The sequence below is a fragment of the Billgrantia ethanolica genome (assembly GCF_021404305.1).
Lineage (GTDB): Bacteria > Pseudomonadota > Gammaproteobacteria > Pseudomonadales > Halomonadaceae > Halomonas > Halomonas ethanolica.
Genome location: NZ_JABFTX010000003.1, coordinates 77,740 through 90,761 on the forward strand (window position 1 = coordinate 77,740; position 13,022 = coordinate 90,761).

The 13,022-nt window shown below is 65.5% G+C and carries 13 protein-coding genes; 5 read left to right on the forward strand and 8 right to left on the reverse strand.

The genetic code is table 11. The features are described 5' to 3' along the window. Window positions 1-134: 134 nt before the first annotated feature. On the forward strand, window positions 135-1,088 hold the full coding sequence (gene trxB, locus HOP53_RS13370; protein WP_234270501.1) for a thioredoxin-disulfide reductase: 954 nt from the start codon (window positions 135-137) through the stop codon (window positions 1,086-1,088). A 73-nt stretch (window positions 1,089-1,161) separates the two neighbouring features. On the opposite strand, the gene HOP53_RS13375 is transcribed toward trxB, so the two are convergent. Beyond that, window positions 1,162-1,476: a SlyX family protein gene (locus HOP53_RS13375; RefSeq protein ID WP_422677612.1), complete on the reverse strand. Its 315-nt coding sequence runs from the start codon at window positions 1,474-1,476 to the stop codon at window positions 1,162-1,164. 48 nt (window positions 1,477-1,524) lie between these two features. On the opposite strand from HOP53_RS13375, the gene HOP53_RS21625 reads away from it, so the two are divergent. Continuing rightward, window positions 1,525-1,989: a cold-shock protein gene (locus HOP53_RS21625; RefSeq protein WP_276574622.1), complete on the forward strand. Its 465-nt coding sequence runs from the start codon at window positions 1,525-1,527 to the stop codon at window positions 1,987-1,989. A 169-nt stretch (window positions 1,990-2,158) separates the two neighbouring features. On the opposite strand, the gene HOP53_RS13385 is transcribed toward HOP53_RS21625, so the two are convergent. The 7 genes from HOP53_RS13385 to map all read right to left on the reverse strand — a co-directional run bounded on the left by HOP53_RS13385 (window position 2,159) and on the right by map (window position 10,028). Continuing rightward, window positions 2,159-2,566 (reverse strand): hypothetical protein, encoded by a 408-nt coding sequence (locus tag HOP53_RS13385; RefSeq protein ID WP_234270502.1) that lies wholly within the window; start codon window positions 2,564-2,566, stop codon window positions 2,159-2,161. A gap of 23 nt (window positions 2,567-2,589) precedes the next feature. Continuing rightward, window positions 2,590-3,762 carry a succinyl-diaminopimelate desuccinylase gene (gene dapE, locus HOP53_RS13390; protein ID WP_234270503.1) on the reverse strand — a complete coding sequence of 391 codons (1,173 nt, stop codon included), beginning with the start codon at window positions 3,760-3,762 and terminating at the stop codon, window positions 2,590-2,592. Beyond that, window positions 3,749-4,774 (reverse strand): 2,3,4,5-tetrahydropyridine-2,6-dicarboxylate N-succinyltransferase, encoded by a 1,026-nt coding sequence (gene dapD, locus HOP53_RS13395; protein ID WP_234270504.1) that lies wholly within the window; start codon window positions 4,772-4,774, stop codon window positions 3,749-3,751. Before dapD ends, dapE begins: the two co-directional genes overlap by 14 nt. A 44-nt stretch (window positions 4,775-4,818) precedes the next feature. Beyond that, on the reverse strand, window positions 4,819-5,163 hold the full coding sequence (locus tag HOP53_RS13400) for a Spx/MgsR family RNA polymerase-binding regulatory protein (RefSeq protein ID WP_086509349.1): 345 nt from the start codon (window positions 5,161-5,163) through the stop codon (window positions 4,819-4,821). Beyond that, window positions 5,163-6,362, reverse strand: coding sequence for a succinyldiaminopimelate transaminase (gene dapC / locus HOP53_RS13405; protein WP_234270505.1), 1,200 nt, complete (start codon window positions 6,360-6,362; stop codon window positions 5,163-5,165). The genes HOP53_RS13400 and dapC overlap by 1 nt, the downstream gene beginning before the upstream one ends. A 181-nt stretch (window positions 6,363-6,543) precedes the next feature. Continuing rightward, complete coding sequence (locus HOP53_RS13410) at window positions 6,544-9,225, reverse strand: [protein-PII] uridylyltransferase (protein WP_234270506.1); 2,682 nt, start codon at window positions 9,223-9,225, stop codon at window positions 6,544-6,546. A gap of 11 nt (window positions 9,226-9,236) precedes the next feature. Next, a complete protein-coding gene (map, locus tag HOP53_RS13415; RefSeq protein ID WP_234270507.1) occupies window positions 9,237-10,028 on the reverse strand; it encodes a type I methionyl aminopeptidase in 792 nt (263 codons plus the stop codon). A gap of 322 nt (window positions 10,029-10,350) precedes the next feature. Here map and rpsB point away from each other — a divergent pair, with 322 nt between their 5' ends. The 3 genes from rpsB (at window position 10,351) to pyrH (ending at window position 13,019) form a co-directional block, all read left to right on the forward strand. Then, the gene (rpsB, locus tag HOP53_RS13420) at window positions 10,351-11,097 is read left to right on the forward strand and encodes a 30S ribosomal protein S2 (protein WP_010630160.1); all 747 of its coding nucleotides are present in this window, start codon (window positions 10,351-10,353) and stop codon (window positions 11,095-11,097) included. Window positions 11,098-11,272: 175 nt separating this feature from the next. After that, entirely contained in the window at window positions 11,273-12,142 is an 870-nt protein-coding gene (gene tsf / locus HOP53_RS13425; RefSeq protein ID WP_234270508.1) for a translation elongation factor Ts, read from the forward strand. A 115-nt stretch (window positions 12,143-12,257) separates the two neighbouring features. Next, window positions 12,258-13,019 (forward strand): UMP kinase, encoded by a 762-nt coding sequence (pyrH, locus tag HOP53_RS13430; protein ID WP_234270509.1) that lies wholly within the window; start codon window positions 12,258-12,260, stop codon window positions 13,017-13,019. The last annotated feature ends 3 nt before the right edge of the window (window positions 13,020-13,022 follow it).

A 13,022-nucleotide genomic window follows, 5' to 3' on the forward strand; every position in this document is an offset into this window, starting at 1 on the left:
CCGAGTTAGGAGGCACCACCGCGAGCCATGGGCTGGTACAATGGCGGCAATCGTCTCTCCGGCAACAGGCAATGACCGCGACCGGAGCGAGTCAACTCCCCCTCTTTGCGTTTTCGAACAGCGAGGATCTCTTCATGAGCGAAGCGCGTCACGAACGCCTGATCATCCTGGGTTCCGGCCCGGCCGGCTATACCGCCGCCGTCTATGCGGCACGGGCCAATCTCAAGCCGGTGCTGATCACCGGTATTCAGGCCGGCGGTCAGCTGACCACCACCACCGACGTGGACAACTGGCCCGGCGACGATGCCGGGGTGCAGGGGCCCGAGCTCATGGAGCGCATGAAGCGCCACGCCGAACGCTTCGATACCGAAGTGCTGTTCGACCATATCCATGAAGTCGACCTGCGCAACCGGCCCTTCACCCTGAAGGGCGACAGCGGCAGCTACACTTGCGACGCCCTGATCATCGCCACCGGCGCCAGCGCACGCTACCTGGGGCTGCCCTCGGAGCAGCAGTTCATGGGCCAGGGGGTGTCGGCCTGCGCCACCTGCGACGGTTTCTTCTATCGCAACAAGGAGGTCGTGGTGGTGGGCGGCGGCAATACCGCCGTGGAAGAGGCGCTGTACCTCTCCAACATCGCGTCGAAGGTGACCCTGGTGCACCGCCGCGACAGCCTGCGTGCCGAGAAGATCCTGCAGGACAAGCTGCGCGAGAAGGCCGCGAGCGGCAACGTGGTGCTCGAGTGGAACCACGTGCTGGAAGAGGTACTGGGCGACGCCAGCGGCGTGACCGGCGTGCGTATCCGTTCCACCCTCGACGACAGCGTGAAGGAGATCGAGGCGCCCGGCGTGTTCATCGCCATCGGCCACAGCCCCAATACCGGCATCTTCGAGGGTCAGCTGGAGATGCATGACGGCTACATCAAGGTGAAGTCCGGCCTCGAGGGCAATGCCACCGCCACCAGCATTCCCGGCGTGTTCGCCGCCGGCGACGTGATGGATCACGTCTACCGCCAGGCGGTGACCTCCGCCGGCACCGGCTGCATGGCGGCGCTGGATGCGGAGCGCTACCTGGACGATCTCGGCTGAGCGGTGACGCTAGGTAGAGGCGAGCGCCGGTAAAGGCGTGAGCCAACCTCGCCAGTCCTTGGTACAGAACCGGTCAATAGTGCGGCGGCACCTCATCCTGCGGTGACGGTGCCGCCATCTCCGCTTCCTGCAGCGCCTGCTGCTGGTCGCGCAGCTTCTCCTGGATCAGCGCATTGATGCGCTCCAACTGGGCCAGGCGCCGTTCCTGGCCGGCGACAGCCTGATCCAGCGTGTCGAGCCAGTGCTCCTGGTAGGCGATACGGCTTTCCAGCGCCTCCAGGCGTGCAGCGAGCGCATTCTCGGGGCTCATGCTAGAATCGTCGCGCTGCGTGTCGCTGTTCATCGTGACACCTTCATCGGTCGACGAGGCCTCGGGTCGTGTCGTCATAGATATCTCGTTTCAACATTCCACATAACAAGTGAGCAATACGGATCCATGAATCGCAAGGTTATCTTTCGCTGTACGTTGATCAGCCTATTATTGGCACTGCCGGCACCGCTGCTGATCGTCCTTTTTCTCTCGCTGTTCGTCGGCGAGCTGGCCGCTCAGCTGTTCCTCATTCTGGAGGGCGGCGGCGTGGCGCCGGGCTATCTTGCCGTGGCTGCCGCCGCCTTCGTGCTGCTGCTGATCGCCACTCTCACCCTTCACGCCTTCAGCCCCCGGCTTGCGGTACTGGCCGAGGTGGAGAACGACGACCGCGAAATCGGCGAAGTGAAGTGGTTCAACGTCAACAAGGGTTATGGCTTCATCAAGCGCGAGACGGGTGAAGACGTGTTCGTCCATTTTCGCGCCATTCGCGGTCGTGGTCACCGTACCCTGGCCGAGGGCCAGAAGGTGCGTTACCACGTGATAGAAAACGATCGGGGGCTGCAGGCCGACGACGTCACCGTCATTACTTGAACGAAGCGCCTGCGCTCGACCAGGCGTTGTTGGAATTGCAGCGCGAGATGCTCATTTACTAAAGTAAACTCCGCTCTCTCGCTGCAATCCCGCCTAGCCTGGCCATCGCTCGCCAGCTGGTCAGGCTCAAGAACATCGCCCCGCTTTCGCGGGGCGATGTCGTTTCGGGTCACTGGCCGGAGTCGGGCCAGTCGATGGCGCCTTCGTTGCCGTCCGGGAGCACCTGCCAGAAGCGGTCGGGGTCGTCGCCGGGCTGCCAGCCGCCCAGCGAGCAGCGCACTTCGCAGCCGAGCCGGGCGGCGGCGTCGCGGGCGCAGTCGCAGTCGCGCGGCCAGGGCGTACGGTCGCTGTCGAACCACAGGCTGGCAAAGCCGTCGGCGGCTTTCTCCACCAGCAGTACCGGCACGACCTGCCCGTCGAAATGGCCACGGGTCTGCCACTTGTTGCGCCCGGCCGCACGCAGCGGGGCAGCGTCCAGCGTTTCGCCCAACCAGGCGTCGATGGCCTCGAGCGGCGCCTGGCGCAGGTAGACCTCGATGTCCGGATAGTGCAGCTGGCTGTCGTGCGAGTCGGGCATGGTGAACTCTTTCCTTGGCGTATTCAGGGCTGGGCGGAGCCGTTGACGAAGAGCTTGCCCAGAATCGCTTCGTAGATCTGGCTCAGGTCGTCCAGATCGGCGGCACGCACGCGCTCGTTGGTCTGGTGGATGGTGGCGTTGCGTGGCCCCAACTCCACTACCTGGCTGCCCAGGGTGGCAATGAAGCGTCCGTCCGAGGTGCCGCCGCTGGTGGAGAGCTTGGGGCGCCGGCCGAGTACGGCCTCGACGCCGTGCAGGGCGGCATCCACCAGTTCGCCTTCGGCGGTCAGGAACGGCTCGCCGTTGAGGGTCCAGTCGAGCTGATACTCGAGGCCGTGGGCGTCGAGAATGGCCTGGGTGCGCTCGCGTAGCTGCTCGTGGGTCACCTCGGTGGAGAAACGGAAGTTGAACACCACCTCCACGTCGCCGGGGATCACGTTGGTGGCCCCGGTGCCGGCGCGAATGTTGGAGATCTGAAAGCTGGTAGCGGGGAAGAAGTCGTTGCCCGAGTCCCAGTGTTCGCGCACCAGGGCGTCGAGCGCAGGCATCGCCTGGTGGATGGGATTGCGCGCCAGGTGCGGATAGGCCACGTGGCCCTGGATGCCCTTGATGTGCAGCACGCCGCCCAGCGAGCCGCGGCGGCCGTTCTTGATCACGTCGCCCAGCACGTCAGTGGAGGAAGGCTCGCCGACGACGCAGTAGTCGAGCCGCTCGTGGCGCTCGCGCAGGTGCTCCACCACGGCCCGGGTACCGTCCACCGCCGGGCCTTCCTCGTCGGAAGTGATCAAGAAGGCAATGCGCCCATGGTGGTCGGGGTGGGCGCTGACGAAGCGCTCCACCGCGGTGATCATGGCCGCCAGGCTGCCTTTCATGTCGGCGGAGCCGCGGCCCCGCAGCATGCCATCGTCATCGATGCAGGGCTCGAAGGGCGGGTACTCCCAATAAGTGTGCGGCCCGCTCGGTACCACGTCGGTATGACCGGCGAAGGCCAGCACGGGGCCGTGGTGGCCGTGGGTGGCCCAGAAATTTTCCACGTCGCCGAAGGGCAGGCGCTCGATGTGAAAGCCGAGCCGCTCCAGGCGCTCGATCATCAGCGCCTGGCAGCCCAGGTCGTCGGGAGTGACCGAGGGCCGGCGGATCAGCTCCATGGCGAGCTGCAGGGTCGGGGAGAGCCCCTGTGGCTCAGTTGTTGGCATGCAGGGCCTCGTTGAGCGCGATGGCGCTCTTGTTGGTCAGGCACTCGATGCGGCCGTTCTGCGAGTTGCGGCGCAGCAGCAGGTCGCTCTGGCCGGCCAGCTCGCGGGCCGCCACGGTCTTGACCTCCTGGCCCTGGTCGTCGAGCAGGGTGACCTTGGCCCCGGCGGTGATGTAGAGGCCGGCTTCCACGGTGCAGCGGTCGCCCAGGGGGATGCCGATACCGGCGTTGGCACCGATTAGACAGCCTTCGCCGACCTTGATCACGATGTTGCCGCCACCGGAGAGGGTGCCCATGGTGGAGCAGCCGCCGCCCAGGTCGGAGCCCTTGCCCACCAGCACGCCGGCGGAGATGCGCCCTTCGATCATGCCGGGGCCTTCGGTGCCGGCATTGAAGTTGACGAAGCCCTCGTGCATCACGGTGGTGCCTTCGCCGAGATAGGCGCCCAGGCGTACCCGGGCGGTATCGGCGATGCGCACGCCGCTGGGCACCACGTAGTCGGTCATCTTGGGGAACTTGTCGACGCAGTCCACCGAGAGCGCGCGGCCTTCGAGGCGCGCCTTGAGGCGCCGGGCGGGCAGCTCGTCGATGTCGATCGGGCCTTCGCTGGTCCAGGCCACGTTACGCAGCAGGCCGAACATGCCGGTGAGATCGAGCCCGTGGGGCTTGGCCAGGCGGTGCGACAGCAGGTGCAGCTTGAGGTACACCTCGGGAACGCTCTGCGGCGGCACGTCACTGTCGATGAAGGTGGCGACCAGCGGGCGCTGGCTGTCCGCCAGTGCCTCGGCCAGTTCGGCCTGTGCCACGTGGCCTGCGGCCTTGAGCGCCTCGGCGATGTCGCCGCAGTGCTCCGGCAGGAAGCTGACGGCGCCGTTGCCGTTGGGGATGTCGAGCACCTTGCCGACGGCATCCACCAGGCTGGCATCCGGTTTGAACAGCGGGGCCGGATAATAGATCTCCAGCCAGTCGCCCTGGGTGTTCTGGGTGCCGATTCCGAAGGCAAAACTCAACATGGGGTGTCCTCGTTTCTTGATGGTAAGTCTTTATGGTAAGGGGGTCAGCCTTTGAGATCGTCGTAGTCGCCGTCGCGATAGCCGACGCGAATCTCGTCGCCGGTATCGAGCAGCGGGCGCTTGAGCAAGGTGGGGTTGGCCATGATCAAGGTGCGGGCCTTGTTGGCGTCGAGATCCTGCTTGTCCTCTTCGGGGAGATTGCGCCAGGTGGTACTGCGCCGGTTGAGCGCCTCCATCACCGGCACGCGCGCGAGAATGTGTTCGAGCAGGGCGGCGGAGAGGCCGTCCTCGCGCAGGTCGTGGACCTGATAGGGCAGGCCCTTCTCGTCCAGCGCCTTGCGTGCCTTGCGGCAGGTGTCGCAGCTCTTGATCACGAACAGGGTTGCCATCATGCCCTCCTTTCGATGAAACGGCGAATCCGGCCAGCGGCCTCGACGGTGGGCTCGAGTTCGGCCACCAGCGCCAGGCGGATGCGCCCGGCGCCGGGGTTCAGGCCCCGACTATCCTCGCGACCCATATAGCTGCCGGGTAGTACGCTGACGTGCTCGGCGGCGAACAGGTCGCGGGTGAAGGCTTCGTCATCACCGCCCGGTACCGCCGGCCATAGGTAGAAACTGGCTTCGGGTGCGGGAAATTCAAGCACTGGGGCGAGAATTTCGGTTACTGCGGCGAACTTCGCGCGGTAGGCATCGCGGTTGTCACGCACGTGGGCCTCATCGTTCCAGGCGGTGATCGAGGCGTGCTGCAGCGGCAGCGACATGGCGCAGCCGTGGTAGGTGCGGTAGCGCTTGAACGGGGCGATCAGTTCGGCGTCGCCGGCAACGAAGCCCGAGCGCAGCCCGGGCAGGTTGGAGCGCTTGGAGAGCGAATGGAACACCAGGCAGCGACGGTAGTCGTGGCGGCCCATCGCTGCGCAGGCCTCCAGCAGCCCCGGTGGCGGTGAGTCCTCGTCGAGGTAGAGCTCGGAGTAGCACTCGTCGGAGGCGATGATGAAGTCGAACTCGTCGGCCAGGGCGATCAGCTTCTCGAACTCGGCCAGCGGCGTCACTGCGCCGGTGGGGTTGCCCGGCGAGCAGAGGAACAGAATCTGCACCTCGCGCCACACTTCGGCCGGCACAGCGTCGAAGTCGGGGCGAAAGCCGCTCTCGGCCCGGCAGTCTAGGTAGAGCGGCTGGCCGCCGGCGAGCAGGGTCGCGCCCTCGTAGATCTGATAGAAGGGGTTGGGCACCGCCACCCGTGCCGGGAGGCTGCGGTCCAGCGCGGCCTGGACGAAGGCGAAGATCGCCTCGCGGGTGCCGTTGACCGGCAGCACCTGACGCTCGGGGTCGAGCCCGTCGAGACGAAAACGACGGCGGGCCCAGGCGGCGATGGCGCCGCGCAGCTCGGGGATGCCGGCGGTGGCCGGATAGCGGGCGAAATCGAGCTGGTGCGCATGCAGCGTCGCCAGCGCCCCGGCGAAGGGCGCATGCTGCGGTTCGCCGATGGTCAGCGGGATGTGCGTGAGCTGCGCGGGCGGCGTCACACCGGCCTTGAGCGTGGCGAGCTTCTCGAAGGGATAGGGCTTGAGGGCGTCGAGATCGGGGTTCATCGGTGTCCAGGCGCCGGTAGGCGGCGTCGTTGTCGTGGCTGCGGGCAGACCGACGATTATAGGGAAGCCCCTGACTTGCCTCAAACCAATCGCGTTCGGCTCGAACCAATCGCGTTCGGCTCGAACCAATCGCGTTCGCCTCGAAACGACCGCGTTCGCCTGGTGCCGAGCGCGGCGGGCCTCAGCCCGCCACGTCCAGCACTTCGACCAGCCGCTCGCGCAGGCGCTGCTGGCGCTCGGGGTCGGTCAGCGGTGCGCCCGACTTGTCGGTGATGAAGAAGACGTCCTCCACCCGCTCGCCCAGGGTGGCGATCTTGGCCGCCGAAAGCGAGATGTCCTGCTCCATGAAGATGCGCCCGACCCGGGCCAGCAGGCCGGGGCGGTCCGGGGCGGTCAGCTCCAGCAGGGTGCGCTCGTTGGCCGGGTCCTGTTCGATCAGCACCTCGGTGGGCACCTTGAAGTGGCGCAGCTGGCGCGGCGTATGGCGAGTGACGATCTGCGGGTAATCGTCAGGGTCGTCGAGCTCCTCGACCAGGTGCGCGCGGATCTCCTCGATGCGTCCCGGGTCTCGAATGGCTCGCCCCAGATCGTCGAGCACGATGAAGGTGTTGAGCGTCCAGTCGTTGCTCGAGGTGGCGATGCGGGCATCGTGGATCGACAGCCCGAGCTGCTCCATGGCGGCGGCAGTGGCGGCGAACAGGTCGTCCACCGAGCGGGTGTGGATGAACACCTTGGTACCGCCGTCGGACATGTCGTCTGTGGGGGCGCTGATCAGGATCAGCGGCAGCTCGGAGCCGCCATGGGCGAGAATGCCCATGGTCTGCCACACGATCTCGCTGGGGGCGTATTGCAGGAAGTACTCCTCGCCGAGCAGTTCCCACAGGCGCTCGACCCGTTCCAGGTCGGCGCCCACGGCCGCCAGCAGCGAGCGCGCCTCATTGCGCGTCTCGGCGACCCACTCTTCTCGGTCGAGGGGATTGTCCAGACCGCGGCGCAGGGCGCGCTTGGTCTCGGCGTGGAGCTGGCGCAGCAGCGAGGCTCGCCAGCCGTTCCACAGCGTCGGATTGGTGGCGTTGATGTCGGCCACCGTCAGCACGTAGAGATAGTCCAGGCGGGTCTCGTCGCCCACGTGGGCGGCGAATTCGCGGATCACGTCGGGGTCGGTGATGTCGCGCTTCTGGGCCACCATCGACATCACCAGATGATTCTCCACCAGCCAGCTGACCAGCCGCGTGTCGCGGCTCGACAGGCCGTGACGCTCGGCGAAGCGCTCTACGTCTTGAGCGCCGAGAATCGAGTGGTCGCCGCCGCGGCCCTTGCCGATGTCATGATAGAGCCCGGCGATCCACAGCAGCTCCAGCTTGGGCAGCTGGTGCACTAGTTCCGCGACCACCGGGAACTCCTCGCGGGCCTCGGGCTTGCGGAACTGGTGAATGAACTTGAGCAGGCGCAGGGTATGGGCATCCACCGTATAGATGTGGAACAGGTCGTGCTGCATCAGCCCTACCGCCTGGCCGAATTCCGGCAGGTACTTGCCGAGTACGCCGTAGCGGTTCATGCGCCTAAGCTGACGCGCCACGTTGCCGCTCGAGCACAGCAGCGACATGAACAGGTGCTGGTGCTGGGCGTCGTCGCGGTAGAGGTCGTCAATGAGATGACGGTTGTCGCGAATCAAGCGGATGGTGTCGGCGCGGACGCCCTCGATCTCGGGATGCTCCGCCATCAGCAGGAACAGCTCCAGCAGCGCGTAGGGGTGCTCGCGGAAGACCGAGCGATGACGCGCCTTGATGTAGCTGCCTTCGATCACGAAGCGCTCGTTGAGGTCGGTGATCTCGAGCTTTTCGCCGCCGCGCAGAATGGCCTCGTCGAAGTGCTGCAGCAGCATGTCGTTGAGCCCCGCTAGCGCCGTGACGTGGCGGTAGTAGCGCTTCATGAACTGCTCGACGGCCAGGCGCTCGGGGGTGTCGCGAAAGCCGAACAGCTCGGCGATGGTGCGCTGGTGGTCGAACAGCAGGCGATCCTCGGCGCGCCCGGTGAGCATGTGCAGGGCATAGCGCACCTGCCACAGGAAGGCCCGACCTTGGCTCAGGATGTGCAGCTCGGCGTCGTTCATGAAGCCGTTCGCCACCAGGTCGCCGTAGCGCTGGCTGCCGAAGTGGCGCTTGGCCACCCAGCCGATCATCTGGATGTCGCGCAGGCCACCCGGCGAACTCTTGATGTTGGGCTCGAGGTGGTATTCGGAGTTGTTGAAGCGGTGATGACGGGTGATCTGCTCCTGCCACTTGGCTTCGAAGAAGCGGTCGGCGGGCCACATGCGCTCGGGGGCGATGCGCGCCTTCATTGCCTCGCGCAGCGACTCGGGGCCGGCCAGGGTGCGCGACTCCATCAGGTTGGTGATGATGGTGATGTCGGCGCCGGCCTCGCGTTCGCAGTCGGAGAGAGAGCGCACGCTGTGGCCGATCTCCAGGCCGATGTCCCACAGCAGAGTGATGAAGGCGGTGAGCGGCTCGCGATAGGGCGAGTCGTCATCGTCCGCTAGTAACAGCATCAGGTCGATGTCGGAGCGGGGGTGGAGTTCGCCGCGTCCGTAGCCGCCCACGGCGAGCAGCGCCACGCCGTCGTCGGGCCACTCCTGCAGCGACCACGCCACGCCTAGCAGCTGGTCGAGGCACCAGGCGCGACCGTGCACCAGGTCGCGAATATCGGCCCCGGCGTGAAAGCGCTCGTCCAGGCGCTGCTGAATGTCGCGCAGCGCCGCCTTGAACGGCGCTATCGGCGAGCGGGTGCCGGCGAGCTCGCTGCGGAAGGTGGCAGCATCGAACAGCGTCTCATCGGGAACGAAACGGTAGTGGTGCAGCAGCATGTTGGCTCGACTCAGTGGTCGAGGAAGGAGAAATCTTCCTCGTGGCGCGCCGTGAGCACCTCGACGCCGGTGTCGGTGACCAGCAGGGTGTGTTCCCACTGTGCGGACAGGCTCTTGTCCCGGGTCACCGCGGTCCAGCCGTCGCGCAGCACCTTGGTCTGGTGCCCGCCGACGTTGATCATCGGCTCGATGGTGAAGCACATGCCGGCGGCCAGGGTGGCGTCGGCCTCGGGCGCGTAGCCATCATAATGCAGCACCTGGGGGTCTTCGTGGAAGGTGGCGCCGATGCCGTGGCCGCAGAAGTCGCGCACCACCGAGTAGCCGTTGGCCTCGGCATGGCCCTGGATAGCGCGGGCCAGCTCGGAAAGGCGCACGCCCGGCCGCACCAGGGCGATGCTCCTGTAGAGGCACTCCTGGGTCACCCGGCACAGCCGTTCACCCTGGATGTTCTCGCCGACGATGAACATCACGCTGGTGTCGCCGTGGTAGCCGTCTGCGGTCTTCACGGTGACATCGACGTTCATGATGTCGCCCTTCTTCAGCTTCTTGTCCGGATCGGGAATGCCGTGGCAGACCACGTGGTTGAGCGAGGTGCAGATCGACTTGGGAAAGCCGTGATAGTTGAGCGGTGCCGGAGTGGAGCCCAGTTCGTTGACGATGTAGTCGTGGCACAGGCGATCCAGCTCGCCGGTGGTCACGCCGGCCTGGACGTGGGGGGCGATCATCTCCAGCACGCTGGCGGCCTGGCGACCGGCCTCGCGCATCTTCTCGATCTCGTCGGGCGTCTTGATGGCTATGTTCATGGAGTCTCGTATCAGAGGAATGGCAGTGCCGGCAGCATGGGGTAAGGGCGGCGGGCGACTTCATCTCGTGGATGAACTATGGTATAAAGCCGCGCGCTTTCCTGCAATCGTCGGGGTCCAGGCCGAACGGCCGGCCGGCGAGGCAGCGACGGCGTCGGCGGCGAATCGCTCAGCGCTTGGCGCTGCGCGACTCGAGCCGTTAACTCAACAGCCTTGAAAACACACACGTACCGGCACATGGTCCCGGGTGCTGCCGCGGTTCTTCCCGGCGGTCGGATCCATGGGGTGCGTGGAGGCCTAACCCGATTTTCAGGAGTCATCCATGGCACACGTCAACATGCGTGACCTGCTCAAGGCAGGCGCACACTTCGGTCACCAGACCCGTTACTGGAACCCGAAGATGGGCAAGTTCATCTTCGGCGCGCGTAACAAGATCCACATCATCAACCTCGAGCACACCCTGCCGGCCCTCAACGAGGTGATCGACGTGGTCGAGAAGATGGCCGCTTCCAACAACAAGATCCTGTTCGTCGGCACCAAGCGCAGCGCGAGCAAGATCATCAAGGAAGAAGCCAACCGCGTCGGCATGCCGTTCGTCAACCACCGCTGGCTCGGTGGCATGCTGACCAACTACAAGACCATCCGGCAGTCGATCAAGCGTCTGCGCGACCTCGAGACCATGCGCGAGGACGGCACCTTCGACAAGCTGACCAAGAAAGAGGTCCTGATGGCAACTCGCGAGCAGGACAAGCTCGAGCGTTCCATCGGCGGTATCAAGGAGATGGGTGGTCTGCCCGACGCGCTGTTCGTGATCGACGTCGACCACGAGCGCATCGCCATCAACGAGGCGAACAAGCTCGGTATCCCGGTCATCGGCGTGGTGGACACCAACTCCGATCCGGACGGCGTCGACTACGTGATTCCCGGCAACGATGACTCCATCCGCGCCATCCAGATCTACGTCAAGGCGATTGCCGACGCCTGCGCGCGTGCGAAGGAAGGTCGTCCCGACGAGTTCGTCGAGGTCACCGAGGGTGAAAGCGGCGACGCTACTGCCGCCGCCGAGTAACGGCGCGTCGCTCGAGCCGGCCGTGCCGGCTCGGCAGGGCGGTCGCCCAGTGCGACTGCCCGCAACCGTTCCGCCACGGCGGAGCGAGTGTTCACCGGGCCTTCGGGCCCGGCGCCCTTATTCCCAGGTCGAACCTGGATCAACCCGGGTTCCACTTACCAAGAGGTGAATTACCATGGCAGCGATCAGCGCTTCCCAGGTCAAGGAGCTGCGCGAGCGTACCGGGCTCGGCATGATGGAGTGCAAGAAGGCACTCACCGAAGCGGATGGTGACATCGAACTCGCCATCGAGAACCTGCGCAAGAGCTCCGGCCTGAAGGCCGCCAAGAAGGCCGGCCGTACCGCCGCCGAAGGCACCGTGGTGACCCGCGTCGCCGCAGACGGCAGCTATGGCGTGGTGGTCGAGATCAACTCCGAGACCGACTTCGTCGCCCGCGACGACAACTTCAAGGCCTTCGCCGACAAGGTCGCCGACGCCTTCTTCGCCGCCAAGAGCGAGGACGTGGCTGCCGTGACGGCTGGTGAACTCGAGACTGCTCGCGAGCAGCTGGTGCAGAAGATCGGTGAGAACATCGGCGTGCGTCGCTGCGCCGTCGTCGAGGCGCCGGCAGGTGCGCTGGTGGGCGAATACGTCCACGGCGGCCGCATCGGCGTGCTCACCGTGCTCAAGGGCGGTAACAGCGAAGTGGCCAAGGACGTCGCCATGCACGTGGCCGCGATCAATCCGGCCGTGGCGCTGCCCGAGGACATGCCTCAGGAGCAGCTCGACAAGGAGAAGGCGATCATCCTGGCTCAGCCCGACATGGCCGGCAAGCCCGAGCAGATCGCCGAGAAGATGGTCGAAGGCCGCCTGAAGAAGTACCTGGCCGAGAACAGCCTGACCGAGCAGCCCTTCGTCAAGGATCCGAACCAGTCCGTGGCCGAGTTCGTCAAGGCTGCCGGCGGTGAGGTGCTTGGCTTCACCCGCTTCGAAGTGGGCGAGGGCATCGAGAAGGAAGAGGTCGACTTCGCCAAGGAAGTCATGGAACAGGCTGGCCGTCGCTAAGGTCAGAGGTTCCAGCTCGAGAACGGCGTGCGCGAGAGCGCACGCCTTCTCGTATCCGGCCCCCGCGCCGGACGTAGTAGAGTAGCTTCATCCCCTTGACGCCAGGAGAGACGCCATGCCCACATCCGATAACGTCGATAACCCCGCCAAGCCCCGTAGCGACAAGTCGAAGTACAAGCGCATTCTGCTCAAGCTCTCCGGCGAAGCCCTGATGGGCGAGCACGACTTCGGCATCGATCCGCAGGTGCTCGATCGTATGGCGCTGGAGATCGGCCAACTTGTGGGTATCGGCGTACAGGTCGGTATCGTCATCGGCGGCGGCAACCTGTTCCGCGGCGCGGCGCTCAACGCGGCGGGCATGGACCGGGTCACCGGCGATCACATGGGCATGCTGGCCACGGTGATGAATGCCCTGGCCATGCGCGACGCGCTGGAGCGTTCCAACATCCGCTCGCGGGTGATGTCGGCCATCCCCATGAGTGGCGTGGTCGAGCACTACGACCGCCGTACGGCGATTCGCTACCTCACCTCCGGCGACGTGGTATTGTTCTCCGCCGGTACCGGCAATCCTTTCTTCACCACCGACTCCGCCGCCTGTCTGCGCGGCATCGAGATCGATGCCAACGTGGTGGTCAAGGCCACCAAGGTGGATGGGGTCTACGACAAGGATCCGGTCAAGTACGCCGATGCGGTCAAGTACGATCATCTGAGCTACGATGATGCGCTCGATCAGAAGCTCGGTATCATGGATTTGACCGCTATCTGCCTGGTGCGGGACCATGACATGCCGGTTCGCGTATTCAACATGAACAAGCCGGGCGCCCTGCTGAATCTGGTGGTGGGCGGCAAGGAAGGCACGCTGATAGACAGAGGTTGACAC